Annotated in this window: 16 protein-coding genes; all 16 read right to left on the reverse strand. The window is 46.9% G+C overall.

All coding sequences use genetic code 11. From position 1 onward, the window contains the following. Positions 1–110: 110 nt before the first annotated feature. Positions 111–1,073, reverse strand: a complete 963-nt coding sequence (locus P157_RS0108880) for a PD-(D/E)XK nuclease family transposase (RefSeq protein ID WP_026760694.1) — start codon at positions 1,071–1,073, stop codon at positions 111–113. A 595-nt stretch (positions 1,074–1,668) separates the two neighbouring features. Then, positions 1,669–3,294: an IS1182 family transposase gene (locus tag P157_RS0108885; RefSeq protein WP_026760695.1), complete on the reverse strand. Its 1,626-nt coding sequence runs from the start codon at positions 3,292–3,294 to the stop codon at positions 1,669–1,671. Between the two features lie 136 nt (positions 3,295–3,430). Then, positions 3,431–4,063 (reverse strand): MBL fold metallo-hydrolase, encoded by a 633-nt coding sequence (locus P157_RS14230; protein WP_230578465.1) that lies wholly within the window; start codon positions 4,061–4,063, stop codon positions 3,431–3,433. Positions 4,064–4,318: 255 nt separating this feature from the next. Further along, positions 4,319–5,431, reverse strand: coding sequence for an ABC transporter permease (locus P157_RS14235; protein ID WP_051598563.1), 1,113 nt, complete (start codon positions 5,429–5,431; stop codon positions 4,319–4,321). Positions 5,432–5,503: 72 nt separating this feature from the next. Then, positions 5,504–6,667 carry an ABC transporter permease gene (locus P157_RS14240; protein WP_051598564.1) on the reverse strand — a complete coding sequence of 388 codons (1,164 nt, stop codon included), beginning with the start codon at positions 6,665–6,667 and terminating at the stop codon, positions 5,504–5,506. Beyond that, the gene (locus P157_RS0108905) at positions 6,664–7,668 is read right to left on the reverse strand and encodes an HlyD family secretion protein (protein WP_037368271.1); all 1,005 of its coding nucleotides are present in this window, start codon (positions 7,666–7,668) and stop codon (positions 6,664–6,666) included. Before P157_RS0108905 ends, P157_RS14240 begins: the two co-directional genes overlap by 4 nt. 65 nt (positions 7,669–7,733) lie before the next feature. Next, positions 7,734–8,402, reverse strand: coding sequence for a TetR/AcrR family transcriptional regulator (locus P157_RS0108910; protein WP_026760697.1), 669 nt, complete (start codon positions 8,400–8,402; stop codon positions 7,734–7,736). 66 nt (positions 8,403–8,468) lie between these two features. Further along, on the reverse strand, positions 8,469–9,437 hold the full coding sequence (locus P157_RS14245; RefSeq protein ID WP_051598565.1) for a recombinase family protein: 969 nt from the start codon (positions 9,435–9,437) through the stop codon (positions 8,469–8,471). Positions 9,438–10,022: 585 nt separating this feature from the next. Continuing rightward, positions 10,023–10,538, reverse strand: coding sequence for an O-acetyl-ADP-ribose deacetylase (locus tag P157_RS0108920; protein WP_026760698.1), 516 nt, complete (start codon positions 10,536–10,538; stop codon positions 10,023–10,025). Next, the gene (locus P157_RS0108925) at positions 10,535–11,278 is read right to left on the reverse strand and encodes an NAD-dependent protein deacylase (protein WP_026760699.1); all 744 of its coding nucleotides are present in this window, start codon (positions 11,276–11,278) and stop codon (positions 10,535–10,537) included. The genes P157_RS0108920 and P157_RS0108925 overlap by 4 nt, the downstream gene beginning before the upstream one ends. A 26-nt stretch (positions 11,279–11,304) precedes the next feature. Continuing rightward, complete coding sequence (locus P157_RS15830) at positions 11,305–11,784, reverse strand: DUF1653 domain-containing protein (RefSeq protein WP_329811729.1); 480 nt, start codon at positions 11,782–11,784, stop codon at positions 11,305–11,307. Between the two features lie 32 nt (positions 11,785–11,816). Continuing rightward, entirely contained in the window at positions 11,817–12,074 is a 258-nt protein-coding gene (locus P157_RS14250) for a hypothetical protein (RefSeq protein WP_051598566.1), read from the reverse strand. Between the two features lie 319 nt (positions 12,075–12,393). After that, positions 12,394–12,879, reverse strand: a complete 486-nt coding sequence (locus P157_RS0108940; RefSeq protein ID WP_026760701.1) for a flavodoxin family protein — start codon at positions 12,877–12,879, stop codon at positions 12,394–12,396. Between the two features lie 71 nt (positions 12,880–12,950). After that, entirely contained in the window at positions 12,951–13,253 is a 303-nt protein-coding gene (locus P157_RS0108945) for a TIGR04076 family protein (RefSeq protein ID WP_026760702.1), read from the reverse strand. A gap of 32 nt (positions 13,254–13,285) precedes the next feature. Continuing rightward, positions 13,286–14,626, reverse strand: coding sequence for an MATE family efflux transporter (locus tag P157_RS0108950; protein WP_026760703.1), 1,341 nt, complete (start codon positions 14,624–14,626; stop codon positions 13,286–13,288). A gap of 12 nt (positions 14,627–14,638) precedes the next feature. Beyond that, entirely contained in the window at positions 14,639–17,713 is a 3,075-nt protein-coding gene (locus tag P157_RS0108955; RefSeq protein WP_026760704.1) for an amino acid adenylation domain-containing protein, read from the reverse strand. Positions 17,714–17,823: the final 110 nt, after the last annotated feature.

Below are 17,823 nucleotides of genomic sequence, written 5' to 3' on the forward strand. Positions count from 1 at the left end.
ACTTCAGGGAATTTACACAGAATATGGGACGGCCTCGGATATAGACTCCACAATCTTACTTCCAGCTCCCATAAAAAAACGCATGGCATAGCACCATGCGCCATCTGTCATCAGTTCTTATCCTTTTTGATTACCTTCATAATCTTTTCTTCTGTCCATTTTGTAACATCCTTGATGAACTCAACATCCATACCCTTATTCCAAAGATTCATTATTACCTCTATTGTCTTTGCTTCGGCTCCCTGTGCCATGCCACGCTCATAGATGCCTTCACTCAAATTGCACATCGTTCTCAACTCCTCCTCCATCTCGGCGGTAACCTCGATATCAAACTTCTTCCTGAGGATTTCACTTTTTTCTTCAGCCGTCTTATCTGTCTCCTGGAATATTACCTGCAACATGGCAAGCGTCTTGTTCCTCACCGGCCCCGGTGCCAGATAAACCATCACAATGTTAATCAGATCATAATTCTCCTGCGGCTCCTTGTATTTGCCAACCAGATGACGTTCCATCAAGCGGTAGTGGTTGATGACACTCCTATCTGTAGGAGATTCCATGCATATCCAGATGGTATATACCTTCTTGACCTCGCTGTAGTCCGAGCCGCTGAATTCTGTTTCCTTCTGCGACGATATCAGCCTGCTGGCATAAAAGACGGCTCTCTTCGTAAGGATATACTTCAGCGTAGATTCCGAGAAGGTCTTCTGAGCCTCTATGTTGATTATAAGGCGTATGCGCTCCCCGCTGTCCGGGGTAAGTGCATGGAAGATGATATCGAAGGTAATCCAGCCCTCTGTTACATCCCCTGCTTCATTGCGGAGCCCCTTTATCTTCTTCGGTCTTTTCGCCGCATTCGTCTTGCCAGGGTTTACTGGCACCTTGCTGACCTGAATATCGCCCTCGATGCATTTTTCAGCAATATCCTTGATGCTTACGTTCTTGAACTCCGGCACGGTTCCCTTAAGTATATATGCTGCTACAGACCGCTCCGACAAGACATTCTTGGCGGCAAGGTCATACTGCGGATTATTGAAACCAAGCAGTTCTTCTGCTGGTGGTTGGCTTTGTGTCATTGATGGTGGCTCCTTCCTCTTGCCTGAATTATACCACAAATCGCCATATACATAAAGTCCCCAAGCGGCTGTTACACCCTTTTAACGATTGCCCCTACTCGCTTAACGATAGCCCCAGCAATCGTTAAACGGGTATGCATCGTTAATAGAGTATGCCCCCCGCCGCTCTGCTACCTCCGATTTCCGGGCAAAACAAAAGGCCGCCCAAAGACAGCCATCGTCCGAAAGCCCATATACCAAGCGGTTTCAAGCCTGTTGACCTATCGCTAAATTGTATTAATTCGGAGGGTGCAACATCCCCTTTACCAATCAAAATGATACAAAATAACGATGCACCCCCTATACTCTATTAACGATGAACCCCCTTGCACCCCCCTGCCTATCGTTAAGCGAGTATAGCCCGTGAAGCCGCACGGGACAAGGGCTCTCGGCATAGTAAAAGGGGCTGTTGCATGAGCGAGACATTACTTATGCACAGCCCCATTAGCTTTTCAACTTGACGATATCTTAAAATTAAGAGCAAAATACAGGAATTTTGAGCGCAAGACACTAGACGGTCTGAAAATCGTCTTTGTTTCTTGCGCTCTTTGATTTTTTAAGCAGCGTTATCCACAGGGATTCGGTGCCGATTCAGCTTTTCTGCCTGTATTTTGCAGTGCAGCTTTTGAATGTTATAAGCCATAGCCAACAGCATCGTTTCCACAAGGACATTTTTATTGCCACGGGTTAAAAATCGACGGAAGGTCATATCCGCTTTTACCATGGCAAAGGCTCCTTCGGCCTGGATGCTACGATTTACCCGCAACTGGATGCCTTCCGGTGAGGTTATCCGTTCCAGAGCTTCCTGCCGCTGGCGCTGAAACCGTTTGGATACTTCTATATTCTTGGTTCGCTCTTCCAGCGGAGTCTTGCAGTGATTTCCGTGTATACATTGACTTTTTACCGGACAGTCTTTGCAATTCTCGCAGCTGTAGTGGGTTATCTGGCTATGGAATCCTGTTTTACTTTTCCGGATAAATTCCTTGGTTACGGTCAATTTCCTGCCTTGGGCACACAGATAGGCATCCTCATCGGCCAGATAGGTCATGTTTTCCCTGCGGCCAATGTCCTGTTTCCATTTTCGAGTCTTGCTCTTCTCGTAGTTGCTTGGCTTGATAAAAGAACTCTGCTGATTGGTTTCGAGATAAAGATAGTTCTCTTCGCTCTCATAACCAGAATCTGCTACTACATTGCGGTAACGTTTGTTCGTATAGCGTTCCAGTTCCTGTAAAAATGGAATCAGGGTCGTCGTGTCCGTTGGCTGCGGACCAACCGTAGCCCAGGTAACGAATTCGGAATCTGTGCCATACTGGATGTTGTAGGCAGGTTTTAGCTGGCCGTTTTTCATGGCATCCTCCTTCATCCGCATGAAGGTGGCATCTGTATCTGTCTTGGCAAAACTGTTGCGATTCCCCATGATATGCAGGTATTTGTTGTATTTTTTTAGCCGGGCGATGAACTCGTCCAGCTGTTCCATGGTTTTCTGCAGGCTAGTTTTGCGTTTCCCAATTCCATGGACAAACTGGATTCCCTGCTCCTTCTGCCTGACTTTCAATTTGCGGCGCAGCTTCTTTAGATGGTGCAGGTGGATATCTTTGCCATGTGAGAGGGAAACCGAAAAATCTTCCTTGACTTTGTCCACGAAGTCTGGCAGCTTTTCCATAAGCTTGGCTTGATTCTTTTGGACAGACTTTTTCCAAACAAACTTGTATTTGTTGGCAACGGATTCGATTTTTGTTCCATCGATGAAAATATCCTGTAGGGAAATAGCTCCCATATCTTCCAGCATGAAGTCCATCTGGGCAAACAGTTCCTTAATGCAGGAAGCCAAATGTTTGGAACGGAACCGGGCGATGGTTGTATGGTCAGGCACAGGCTTGCCCTCCAGCAGGTACATGAAATTGATATCCCGCCTGCAGGCAAGTTCTATTCTGCGGGAACTGAAAATATGATTCATCCCGGCATAGACAATGATGGCCAACATCTGCCTTGGCGACGCCAAATTTCGATCTATCCGCTGATAGGTCTTTTCCAGTGCCGTAATATCCATACCCCCAATACAATGGCGAAGCAGGCGGACGGGGTCATCTTTGTCAATCTGAAATTCAAGATTAAAAGGAAGAAATACTTGATAACCTCCTTCAAAAGACGTATAATCTCTTTGTGAATTTGGTTTTTGCATATCTAAATTCTACACCTAATCCCGAGGCATTCAAGCCCCGGGATTATCTTTTTGTACATGAAAAAGGACTGCTGCACGTCACATTACGTGCAACAGCCCCTCGGTTGGGATTTTGCACCCCTATTTAACAATTTGTTCAAAGAACTATAGTTTCACCATCTTCAGGCATAAAATAATCATTGATGCCTCGTCTCGCCAAAAGCCCTCGCATAGAATGGCGAGTGATTGTGGCATGAGCAACATTGTCCATATGGGAAATGACCAATTTGGCATCAGGCGCTGCTTTTGCCACCCAAGATACATCTTCGTCATTCATAATGAGCCGCCCGTTCTCCACTGTTTCGACAGCGCAGGCGTTCAGGATTATTACCTCCGGTCGATAAGCAGACAATGTTTTCTTCACACCATCATACCAAATGGTATCCCCCGCCAAATACAAAATCTTTTCACTCGGATGCTCAAATATAAGGCCACAGGCATCGCCGCAAGGAACAACTGTGCCGTGCAAAGCCGGTGTCTTTGTTATTTTTACACCGTCTATATCAAGTGCTTCCTCCATTAATGTCTTAACTTGTTTAAAGCCTGATTTACCGAATACTGCCCTCTCTTGTTCGTTTTGCGCTAAAATCGGCACGGATTTATCAAGAAAAATTCCCACATCTCCATTGAGAGCTATGTCTATGTGATCGGGATGAATGTGGGTAACTATGTAATATTCTACACCGCTAAGCACAGACGTCATAGGCTCCGGCAAGTCAAAAAGAGGCATCGGAATTCTCTCCTTGACGGGATCAGGCGTATGAAAGGGCATTCCGGGGATATCAACAAAACGGAAACGAGCTTCTGTTCCAATCAATCACGGATCAATCAAAAAAGTTTTGCCACCGTATTCCAGACGAAGGGTTGCATTGCGAATCTGCTTAATTTTCATAAAAATTTTTTCTCCTTATTTTTCCAACTGTCCGACAGTAAAGCCAAAACCTCTATGATAACATAATAATTTCTCTTTATCGTATAATCAACATCAATTTAATAGTTTTGAAGAGTATTTTCCCACTATCAGTCTCAATACAAAACAGGCTGCGCCCAAAATAACCAGCATAACAATATCGTTTATCAAATGAAAGGCATTACCCATTAAAAAAATGTCTCTGACATTGTTTGAAAGATACGAAAGGGGAAAAAACTTTGCCAAAAAAGCCATTCCCTCACCCATTGATTCTTGCGGCCAGGTATAGCCGGAAAGAATAAAGGCAGGTACAGGGTACATAATAAGAAAACGGACAAACTGCATTTCCTCCGCAAAAAAAACGGAGAACAGACAACATAAGCCAAGAACGCTGAAAGTATAAGCTATGCCCAAAGTAAGCAACAATAAAAAATCTCCCTTCAACTCAATGCCTAAACCGTAATATATAAGAGCGATAATAAGCAAGAATGAGAGCATGGCAAAAAACTGATAAAACATGGTTTTTGCCACAATTTTTTTGAAAGTCAAGATTTTTTCCTGAAATAGCGACGCTCCCATGGCAAAGAGAATGCCTTGCTGAAAAGCTGCCATGGCGAGTCCGATAAGGAAAAAATACAAATACCCCTGGGTTGGATTGCCCAAAATACGAAAGCGGGATTCTACGGTGGCAATGCGTTTTTTTATAATATTTTCGTCAATTCCCGTGACCATAGCGGCTCGTTCTGCCCCCAAGGCATTAGAAGATTCTTCCAAAATGTTTTGCAAAGCCGAGGATGTGACATTGGTCATGATTATATTGGAGCCGTTTGCCATGTATAAAATATTTGCCGAGCCGCTTTGAGCCAAGTCCCGGGAAAAATCCACCGGTATCTCTATGGCAACAAAAGCCTCTTTATTTCGTAAACTTTTATGCATATCCTCTTCATTTTGAGAATAACCCGCAACCAAAAAGCTGTCGCTGTCCTCAATGTTTCGGACAATTTTACGACTTAATGCACTTTGATCGACATCGTAAATGACAGTTGGGATTTCTCGTACGATGTTTGGCAAGTACAGCATGCCGAACACAATAAGATAAGCAAATGCCGCGCCAAAGAGAAATATAAAACGGCGGGGATCTTTTAAAGCATCTCGCCATTCCTGCTGTAACATACTTTTGAAACCCACGCCACTACGCCTCCTTTATTTCTGTTTTCGATACATCAACCGTCGCTTGTTTGGCAGGTGCAAACAGTCGCATCACGCTCCTGTGCCCGCACTAAACCATCCTTGGTCGTCGCGAGAGCGCAGCCAGAAGATACAAATTGACAAGAAAGCCGCCAAAAGCCCGCCAATTACCATACGGACGCAATTTTCAAGAAGCGAGGGAGCATAGGACATGAGCAAAATGTCACGCAAGGTATCTCCCGCATAGGTCATGGGAAGCAGAAAAGCAAAGGCCGTCGCGTACTCACTCATATCAAAAATCGGCCAGGAAAGGCCGCTGTACAAAAGTCCCGGCATGATATAGAGCATTGGAGCTTGCAATGTCATTATGCGAATGGGGGCGCAAATTGAAAACAAAGAGATTGCCCCCATCACAAAAATTATGAAACATATCCCCAAAAGCATTGCCTCCGTCCAGCTTCCCCGCATGGGTAACGAAAAAATATTAACGGCCATGCAAAGAGCGAGACAATATCCGATGAACGCAAACAAACCGTAAGGTACAGCCCGAACGAGAGGCAACAGCCATTCACCTATGCCATGTCTTTTTTTACGCCGTTGCAATTCATCGTAAAGATAAGGCGAAAGCACTATCATGATGCCGATTTGCAGCCCGTTAAGCAAAAGGCCGGACAGCATAAATGGGGAGTAACCGTTGGCCGGATTGCCCAAAATACGCACACCCAAACGAATGGAATACGCTGTGCTTACGGCCTCGGCAGGCAACAAACCGGTTCCTTCCAGCAACTTTTCCGAAATTGCAACCGTGAAACTGCGGTTGATTTCCTGCGCTGCGGAAAGGGCAGCGTTGCCAAACATATTGTTAGCAGAATTAACCGTCAGCAATATGTTTGTTCCCTGTCCCGATTGAATATTTTTGGAAAAATCCGCCGGTATTATAAGAGCGGCTTTTACATTCCCCGTCCGGATTTCCTTTTCCATTTCCTCATCATCGGACACATAGGAAACCGCCCGGAACCGTTCGGCATCCTCGTACATTTGCACAAGTTTGCGGCTAAGGCTGGTTTGGTCCTGATCATATATGGCAAGAGGAATATGGTTTACCACATTTTCTTCATATATGATACCAAACAAAGCGGTAAAAATTACGGGAAGGGTTATCAGTATTACCACCGGTGGGACTTTACCCCCCAAAAGATATTTTATCTCCTCGCGAAAAAGAAGGCAGATTTTCATAAACTATTCTCCAACAGTCGAAACCTCATGCCGGGATGCAGGTTTTCACTGTCAACCTGTATTTTTACATTAAAGCTGATAATATCAGTAGAATCTCCCCGTTCACTGGTGGCACGCTGGGTTGCAAATTCAGATTTGCTACTTATATCTACAACTTCACCGGAAAGCCGGGTCTTTTCATCGCGTCCCAAAAGTTCCACGGTCTGGTGCAAGTGAAAATGACCGAGTTCCGTTTCCGGGATCTTGAAATTCACCCAATTATCCAAGGGATCCTGGAGCGCAAACAAAGGCGTACCTTGAGAAATCATGGAACCTTCCTCCACATATTTTGCCGTTACGATTCCCGCAAATGGTGCTTTTATCTCTGTTTCATCAAGTGATACCATAAGTTCGTCAAGGGCGGCCACAGCTTGCTCCAAACGCTTGACAAGCACTGCTTCGTTGGCGGCATTTACATCGTTTTGCATAAGAGCGGCTATAGCCTGCGAAGTAGTTGCTTGTGCCTTGGCGTAAGCGGCCTCTGCCACTTGACAACGGTTGCGTTGTTGTTCAAAAGCTTGCACGGATACGGCACCTGTGCTTGCCAATTCTTCATACCGCACATAATCTGCCTTTGCCATATTGAGATCGGAAAGTGCGCTGTTTTCCGCCGATTGAGCCTGATTTAACGCTGCATTGGTTGTGCCGGACTGCATGGCTGTGGTGGCGGCGGCCTGAATTTGTTGCTCTTGTATGGCTTTTATGTCAGCCTCCAGTTGAGCTTTTTGCGCCAATAGACTGCGCTTGTCAATATAAGCAAGAAGCTGTCCTTGTTCTACTTTCTCTCCTTCTTTAACAAGCAGCTTCACCACACGCCCTGAAATTTTGGAGTTGATGTTGATTTCTTTGGCATCTGCTCGTCCCCAAGTTACCGACAATTCTTCCTGTGCCGATTTATTTCCGCACCCCCATAGCAGGAGTGTTACTGATAAAAGCGCAAATGCTATTGCCACTTTTCGCATGATCTTATTCCCTCCTTAATAGTTGAACATGTTCAAATAAATTGCAAAAAAACACACCATTGCCATTATCGGAATGGTTGCTTTACCAAATCGTTGCCAATGTCAAGCCATAGGGATTCCTTTTCGTCAATGTGCTGCAAAATGTCAGCCGTCTCTGCCTCACTTGCTCCAAAAAGGATTAGCGCCATTTGCTGAAGGTGCTTACGAGAATTGGCAAACCGAATTTTTTGCTTAAAATATAACTCAGTCAGACAGGCGTACATACCGCCCTTTATTAAGAGGGTATTGGCATAATAATCTTCATCTGAACATTCGTGTACTGTTCCTTGGAACAAATCCCTGGCCAAATTCACAAATTGCTCCACCATGCCTTCAAAAATAAGCCCGGAGCAATATCCATCGCGATATGTGTCGCGAATAATGGGATATTCTGCCAAAACCCTAAGTTCCACTTCGCACACCGCCGCATACTGAAAAAGAGGCGATTCACTCCCACAACGGCTTTTTATTGCACGCTGGCAATCCTTGGTAAGTTCCAGCAACATAGACTTAAAAATTTCCTCTTTATTCTTGAAAAGGTAATAAATGCTACCGGTCAGTACGCCGGAGCGTTCCACGATTTTGCGAATTGTTGTTTTGCGGTAACCCTCCTCGGCCAAAAGCTCCTTAGCACTGTTGAGGATTTTTATGCGAATTTCCTGTATATGATTACCTTCACTCTTTACCGTGCCCATAAATCAATATCACCTCTTGAACATGTTCAATTATAAAAGATATACTGGTGAGTGTCAAGATATTATTTAAAATGTGTAATTTATCTCCGTCCCATCCCGGAACGTCACCGTCAGCCCCTTGTCCACGCCAACCGTGACACACTCCACCATGCTCGCCCAAAGCTGACTGTCAAACTCCGCCACAGACTCGGCATGGTCTTTGAGCGTCCGCTCGAACATCGCCAGCCGCTCGGCTTGGGATTCCTTGGTTGAAATGGCCTCCGTCACCTCATCAAACCGTGCCTTGACGGTATCGTACCTCGCCACCAGTCCATTGTAGTTCCGCTGATACTCCCCTTGGTCTTGGGCAATACGGGCGTTCTGCATGACAGCTTTTTCCGTCATCTCCACCAGCACCGCCAGTTCCTGCCCCAAGACGGCTTTTTCCTTCTCCAACTCCGAAGTGTCGCAGAGCGTCTGCCTGACCACCTCGGCATTTGCAACAATCTCCTCCCGCTCCGTCACCAGCTTGTTGAAGGCCGTGACGAAGGCCGTTTTGATCTCCTCCTCGGTCACATGGGGTGTTTGGCATTTCTTGCCACCGTATTTGTGGTTACAGCGATAGATAACCCTGCGGTATTTATCGTTGCTGTGCCAGACTTTGGCTCCAAACCAGCCACCGCACTCCCCGCATTTTATCTTGCTGGCGAAAATGCTCACGCCGCTGTATCTCCTGCCGTCCTGCTTACGCCTTGCAATCTCGGTCTGCACCATCTCGAAAGTGGCAGGTTCTATGATGGCAGGGTGGCTTTGCTCCACAAGGTAGCTGGGAACCTGCCCGTTGTTCTTCACGGCTTTCTTGGTAAGGAAGTCCGGCGTGAAGGTTTTCTGGATTCGTGCCATCCCGGCGTACTTCTCATTTCTTAAGATACTGTTGATAGTAGCTTGATTCCATTTGCTCTGTCCCGTGACCGTCAAGATTCCTCGTCTTGTCAGTTCCTTGGCAATGGCATAGGGTGTCAGCCCCTCGAGAAACAAGCCAAAGATTAGTCGCACAATCTTGGCCCGCTCTTCTTGACGGCCTCCGTTTCCTTTTGGTTCACGACATAACCGCTTGGTGTACTTTTATAGTCGAAGGGCTTTTTAATTGAGTATTTGTAGGTTTTACCCTTCCGCTGTTCGAAGTATTGTATACGGGGAGCTTTGACCTTGACATCGTAAAAATGAAACCTTTAGCTTCATAAAGTCCTAACAGGCTCTCGCCTCTATGCCGTCGCCCATTTTACACCCTGCAAACGGGACACTACACCTTACAAACGGCTTACCTTCAGCCCTGCAACCCCTTTGAAACAAAAACGCCGAAAAATCCCCCTGCCTCCCTGCCATCTGTTTCAGGCCACTCCACCACAACACAAAAAACACCTCGAAGCCCCTTATTTCATAGGGGTTCGAGGTGTTTCACACGCTATATTCTTGTATCAATTCGGCTATGATTTTGTCCATTAATCTTGTTAATCACATAACAATCATTTTACCATAAAATAAGAAGTTAAGACAAGAAAATTGGCACGGGACTTTGCCCGTGCCACCAATCCGGCTGGCCATAGGCGGTTATGAGTCTGTCATAAATTTGTTTTGAGATCAGCATTTCTGCAATGCTCCATCATACACCAGCTTTGTCCGCTCATCGAACAATACCCACAGGATTTCGTCAAACACTGCTGGGTGCTTCTTTACTATTTCTCTGACTGTCCCAATGGCAATCTCCGCTGCCTGTTGCACGGGATAGGAATACACGCCTGTTGAGATTGATGGAAAAGCCACGCTGCGGATACCTCTCTCTATGGCAATCTCCAGTGAGTGACGATAGCAGTCAGCCAGTAGTTCTGCTTCACCGTGTTTTCCGCCATGCCATACCGGCCCCACAGTATGGATGATATAATCGCAAGGCAGCTTATACGCTTTAGTAATTTTCGCCTGTCCAGTCTTGCAGCCTCCAAGCGTTCGGCACTCTGCTAAAAGTTCCGGCCCAGCGGCTCGATGTATTGCTCCATCTACGCCACCGCCGCCAAGCAGGCTCTCATTGGCGGCATTGACAATGGCATCGGCATAATGCTTTGCTGTAATGTCTCCTAACTCAGTTCTGATTACGGTCATACCGCACCTCCTTTCCTAACGGCTGCACTCAGCACCTTGCCTATTGGTTCCCGAATGACCAGATTAGCACTCATATCTGCCTTGGTAGCAGTTTTATTGATAATCACCAGATTATCGCCCCGAAAATAATCCAATAGACCTGCCGCTGGATACACAGCCAACGAAGTGCCGCCTACAATAAGCGTATCAGCCTTGCGAATTGCCCGCACAGCTGCTTCAATTACCAGTTCATTGAGTGCTTCTTCATATAAAACCACATCTGGCCGCACGATGCCGCCACAGTTTTTACAAACAGGAACCGGCTGGTTTTGCAGGGCATATTCCAGTGTATATTGCCTGCCGCAGTCCATACAATGCCAGTGCATAATTGAGCCATGAAGTTCGCACACACTTTCACTGCCAGCGCTTTGATGAAGACCATCTATATTTTGCGTGACCACTGCCAGCAGCTTTCCTTTGCTTTCCAGATCAGCCAAAGCATAATGCCCTGCATTGGGCTTGGCATCAAGGAATACCATCTTGGCAAAGAAAAAGTCAAAAAAATCATGTGGGTGGTCACACAGAAAGGTGTGCGATACCATCTCTTCCGGGCTGAACTCTCGGTTAAGTTTTTGGCTGTATATACCGTCAGCACTGCGAAAGTCTGGTATGCCTGACTCGGTGGACATACCGGCACCGCCAAAGAATACCATATTGGAACTGGTGGCCATAATTCTCGCCAGTTCATCAATCTTGCTCATTGTCTGGCACCTCCATCATGGTACAGTCATTTTTTCTCAAACCGATATTTCTGCCCTGCCTGCGGGTATTTCTCGTGGTCAACCTCGCTCATGAACATATCCAGTGGCCGACAGTATATACCATAGCTGCCATAAAGTGCCTGATACACGCAGTAAATCTCCTGCGACTCTGTGTGCATGACAGGGCAGGCCACAATCTTATACTCGTTATTCTTGAAGTGGTACCACACTTCTCCACTCTGCGGAATAGCCCTGCGATACTTGGCACCGAGCAATCGCCGCTGCTCCTGATTTTCTTTCATTTCTTCCATCAACGCTTCCTCCCTAGTCGCACAAAGTGGGATGACATTTATGACGGGCTCTTCATAGGGATGGACAGTTCTTATAGCCCGTAAGGTGCTGTTCAGCTTGTCGCTGCTGACATTGACCTCTATGCCATATTTTTTTGCCACCTGCTCCGTCTCTTTCACTACGGGGCAGGCGTCAGCATCAACGTAAATACGCATCAGACAAGATTTCCCTCCAGATGATCCTATTCTCACTTCATCTTCAAATCAAGCAGCACCTTATCCGTCACCCACGGCGAGTGGGTATCCTGCTTGTCTGCATAGAACTCCTCAACCTGCTCCTTCTGCGACATCTCGCCCTTTATCCGACTGTAAAGGCGGTTCTCCTCGCACCACGAGCATCTGCCATGGTTGCGGCACCATAAGTCAACGGATTTCGCTCCTCTGTACGGCCTGCGATGTTCGGCGTTCTTCTTGCGGTTGTTCTTCTCTAAGTGCTCGTCGCGCATTTGCTCCCCTCCTCCAACAGATATTCTCTCTTTCTGATAAGCATATTTGATATCTGCAAAATTTATCCGATATGCTACTATTTTTTCATCTCTTCATCGGCCAGCACTAAAATTTGCATACCCTGCAAATTTTGCCTGTTCGAACAACAGCACCTTGCAAACGGGCTATTTCCGTCACTGCAACCCCCTCGAATCAAACAGCTAACAAATTCCCTTTTGCCTATCTGCCCACTGATTCAAGCCATCTTCCTACAACATAAAAACAACTCGCCTCTTATTTCATAAGGGTTCGAGGTGTTTCACACTCTATATTCTTGTCTTATCGTATCTTAAGCAACTGCTCGCCCATCCGCTGGCCATAGGTTACAAACAAGTCCTTGAAACGTTCAATGTCCTGACTCATCCCCACCGGCCCTAGATGAATTACAGGCTTTCCGCAGGCAGAGCCGCCGGAGTAGGTCATCATTCCCATGACCATCATGAATACCAGCATTTCCTGGATGGCATTTTCCGCGCCTCCGTGGATATACTGCTCCGTAGCATAAGCGCCACCAAGCTTGCCTGCCAGTTTCAGCTTGCCGGCATTGCTTTCCAGCCAGCTCTTCATCTTAGCCGTAACAGAAGCCATATACGTTGGCGAGCCCAAAATCACCAGCTGGGACTGCTGGATATACTCAAAATCAGCCTCATCGATATGGAAGCACCGTGCCTCAATGCCATTAACGGATTTTAGTCCCTCGGCAATGAGGGCTGCTGCCCTCTCTGTCGTATGTGTTCTCGAATCAAAAACGATTGCTGCTTTCATTTGTTAAACTCCTCCTTGTGAGTACCCTTTAGTTTCATTATGCATAACCATCGCAACCACGGTCCGTCATCCTAATCCACCACCTCTAGCAGAAAACTTACCGGACGGAAGCCATCATTGCAGGAAATCATAGCTGACCGAGGATTTTTCATCCAACCATCGTAGAAGTTCTCTGCACCATGTGCCAGCCCCATTACGAATGGCGACATGGTCTCCCAGGCACTTTCGCACAATCCCTCCGGTCTTTGCCAGCCATTGGCGATGAACACAGTGCCTTCCTCTATGTCACAGGCATGCTCTATGGGATTTTCATATTTTTTCATCAAATCCGGGTAGCATGCTTTCCGCACAACAGTTATCCGCACCTTCTTCATGCCAGCACCTCCTGCCATATAAAACCACCATATTATTTCAAACTGTCCCCGCAGTAGTCTTTGCGGTATCTGTACAGCAGGCCTGCTGCCAAAAAGATGGATAGAAATTCCGCTGTCGCCTGGGATATCCATAAGCCCTCTGCCCCCATAAACAGCGGGAGGCCGAATATTGCCAGTGTCTGAATAACAAAGGAGCGCATGAGCGCAATAATCCCGGAGATTTTGCCATTATTGAGGCCCGTGAAGTAAGCCGAGGCATAGATGTTAAAGCCCTGAAAGACGAAGGCGAAAGCAAAGACAGACAGGGCATGTTCCGCCAGTGTACAGACTGCCGTATCATAGCCTACATAAAGTTCTGCAATATAGGACGCTGTCCAGCGGGCTGTAAAGAACATGAGCAAGCCAAATGCCAGATTGAGCACGATTCCTTTTTTTAACAGGCTTTTTAGTTCTGTAAAGTTCTTTGCTCCAAAATGATAGCCAACGACTGAATTGGCCTCCAAGGCCAATCCGGTGAAGACGGCAGAAAAAATACCTTCAATGAATATTACTACGCCAAAGGCCGCTACACCATCCTCGCCGAGAAAACGCAATAACTGGATATTGTAAAAGACGAAAATCAACGAATAGGACATATCATCGACCATTTCCGACAGGCCATTGCTGCATGCCGCTAGCAGCGGCTGTAATTCCAGTTTATATGGCTGGAACTGCAGGCTGCTGGAATTGGGGCGTGAAAAGTAAACCCAGGGAATAATCCCATTCAGGCAGGCTCCGATTCCCGTGGCTGCAGCTGCGCCCACCATTCCCCAGTCAAAGGCCACAATAAAGAGATAGTCGAATATGAGATTGCTGAACATATTGGCCAGCGACAAATATAAGCCCAACTGTGGTTTTTCTGCCGTAATCAATATGCTTTGGAATGCATAGCCGACAATCATGACGGGCAGGAAAAGGAACAATGTCCGTCCATAGGGCAGGCCATAGACCATAATATCAGGTGTAGCGCCAATTAGGACGGCAATGTCAGGCAGGAAGATAAAGCCGACTACAGCCAAAGCAATACCTAAATATAGGGCCGTCTTGATTATCATGGTAAAGAACTGGTTTGCCCGTTCCGGCTCATGGTTGCCTAATTTTGAAGCAATCAGCGCACTGCCACCCGTACCGAACATATAGCCCACAATGGAAAGCAATAGTTGAAACGGATAAATGAGATTAACCGCGGCAAATGCTGTCTTGCCGATATAGTTGGAGACAAAATAGCCGTCAATCACATCATAGGTGATGGCAATCATCACGGTACCTATGGTCGGAGCAGCAAAGCGCAATAGTTTTTGATAGGTAAAATGGTCCGATAACTTGATGTTCATAACCCTGTGCCTCTAACCAAAGACAATGCTAATGAATTTTTCGATGTAAAGATTCTGGAATGCGCGTATCTTTTTCCGGGAGAATAGATTTCCCGCCCATTCAAATTCCGATTCAAAGCAGCCGGAATTGTTGTCATTCTCCAGGAATTCCAGTTCCAGTCTGGCTCCAGGAGCAGAATAAGGATTGGGCAAGGGCAGATAGAAAGGCCGAAGTTCCCCTAGTTCATCTGCGTTAATGTTCAACTGGTAGTTAACCTCCATCGGGTCATCCAGGAAAGGCTGGTCGTTGGCTACGAAATAATCATAGCTGGAGTGGGCAATCCCATCGGTCACCTGCCGTTTTACCTCGGCCAAAAGAGCGCTGGTGCTGTCTATCTTGTCCATATGTATGCCAACGGGAAGATTTTTAATCAGCATGCCTACGGAATTGGCCGCATAGCTGCCCAAACGGTTATTGAAAATCCAGTTGGTCATAATATCTTTTTTCCCGGAAAACTCATGCAAAGCCTGAATCGCCGCGGCGATGGCAATAACACTTCGGGATGTGTGCAGTCGCTTCTCGGTTTCGGCCAAATCCACTTCGTCAAAGGGAAGCTGGACTTTGCGCTGTTCTGCCTCCAGATGGTAGGTATCGTCTTTGTCCGGTTCCGGAATCTTGCACCAATCATAACCGCCATAGGTCGTTTGAAAATACGCCTTATCTTCTTCATATTGAGGGGACTCGCGTATTTTTTCTTCATTGGCCAAATAAGCACAATAATAATCCCGCGGTAAATCTTCTCCATTATATGCCCGCATAATATCTGCCAGAACGATACTGAGGGACGAACCATCCATGGCCAGATGATGCACGTCGAAGAACAAATAGGTGTAGCGGTCTGACTTAAACATGCGCACGTTTAGCAGCGGCGCATTAAATACCTTAAAGGGCTTTATCAGCTCGTGGGATAATTTGATGATTTCCAAATCCGACATATATTCGATTTTGACTTCCGGCAGACTTTCCGGCGAATAGACCTGCACCATGTCATTGTCATCATCGAAAATAATCTTCATGGCCAGAGCTGGATGATTATGGATGGCCGCAATAACCGCCTGCTGCAGTTTCTGGGAATCGATGTTCCGGGAAAAGCGGAAGAAATAGGACATATTGTTGAACATGGTAGTCCGCGGCATCATCATCTGATTGTCCACCATCTCCAACTGCATGGGAGAAAGTTTGTGCGGCTGCTGGCGCTCGTAATCGTCTATGGCATCCAGTGATTCGGCATTGCTGCGTTCATCGAGCAGAGCCGCCAAGCGCTCAACCGTTCTTAGCGAGAACACATCTGCACTGGAAATGCCTTTGTCCATCAAATGGGAAACCAGCACCATGCTGGAAAGCGAGTCGCCGCCCAATTGGAAGAAATCATCCTCCACGCTGACGGTTCCTTCATCCAGATGCAATACCTCAGCAAAAGTCTTGCAAATATACGCTTCACTCTCATTTCGCGGGGCCACATAATTTTCCGTACTCTGAACGGGTGCAATATAGGGCAGCTGCTTGCGGTCGATTTTGCCATTTACCGTCTGCGGCATACTGTCTACCTGCAGCATGACGGCCGGAATCATGTACTCGGGGAGACGGTTCTTCATGAAATCGGTAATATCCTGTATTTGTGGATTGGTATCGGGAGCTGCCGTGAAGTAGCCTGCCAGATAATCCGATTTCCCGGAACGGTTCAAAACCTTTACGGCGCAGGAATCCACCTGGGGAAATTCCGCCATGACTTTCTCAATTTCATCGAGTTCAATGCGGAAGCCGCGCAGCTTAATCTGATTGTCAATACGTCCATGAATGCGGATGGTTCCCTGCTCTGTCCATGAGGCCAAATCCCCGCTGTGATAGGCCCGCAGGCCGTTGCAGGTAAAGAAGGCCTTGGCCGTCCTGTCCGGCAGATTGATATAGCCGCGGCCGACACAATCGCCGCAGATAATCAGCTCGCCCTTTTCGCCCACAGGCAGAAATTCTCCCTGCTGGTCAACGATATAAAACTTGGTATTCACCATCGGCCCGCCGACTACGATTTCACCTTCTTCTTCCATCAGGGCCGCAGAGCAGCCCATGGTGCATTCCGTCGGCCCATAGACATTCATGATTACACTATCCTGACGCAGGCTTCTTAGCTTGGTAAAGAGCCCTGCGGGAAATGCCTCGGCACCAACATCATAAAAATCGACATTTTTCAGGGCCTCGGCACATTCCGGGATGTTCAAAATGCTAAGCAGAAAAGTCGGCGTACAGGTTATGCCGTTTACTCCCGACTCCTGCATGAGCTTGGCCAGCAGGAAGGGGTCATGAATTTCTTCCTCCGTGGCAATACATACCGTACAGCCATTGGTCAGGGGGACAAACTCCTCTACGATTGACACGTCAAAAGAAAAGGCTGCCAGAGCCAGGGAAACGCGTCCCTCGCGCACATAGTGCATGATTTCCAGGGACTTCTCATCGCGCTGCACATAATTGGCCAGACTATGCTGTTCAATCATTACGCCCTTGGGCTTTCCCGTAGAACCTGACGTATAAATGACATAGGCCAAATCATCCGGGCCAATGTTTACCGCCTCAGGATAAGAGACATCCGTACTCGCCAAAAGTTCTTCGATGGTGATAACCTCATAATCGCCGTTGAAGTTCCTTGCCTGCCGCAAAGCCTCTGAAGTAATCAGCAGCGGCGCATTGGCATCTGCCAGGCAAAAGTTAATGCGTTCATCCGGGTAGGAAGTCACAAAAGGAAGAAAGGCCGCCCCGGCCTTTAAGATTCCCTGCTCTGCCACATAAGCATATTCAGAGCGTGCCAGTGCCACCCCGATGATAATATCCTTGCTCTTTCCCAAACGATTGATTTTTTGCAGCAAAAAATTGGCTACGCGGCTCGATTGCATATCAAGCTCGCCATAGGACATTTTGCGGCCTGCGGAAATCACGGCTATTTTATCTGGCGTTTTCAACGCCTGCTGATGAATTTGTACGGAAACCGGGACAAAGGGAAAACTGCTCTCTGTATGATTAAATTTATCTTGTTCTGCTAAAAACGTATTGGACATCAAAAGACCCCCTCGCAAAATATTTGCTTATTATTTCGCCGAAAATCCATTTATTTCCTGCAATTATAAAGGAGGCATGGCATAATAAAAGACCGGTTGACAAGTCAATC

The organism is Selenomonas ruminantium AC2024, from assembly GCF_000687995.1.
Classification (GTDB): domain Bacteria; phylum Bacillota; class Negativicutes; order Selenomonadales; family Selenomonadaceae; genus Selenomonas_A; species Selenomonas_A ruminantium_B.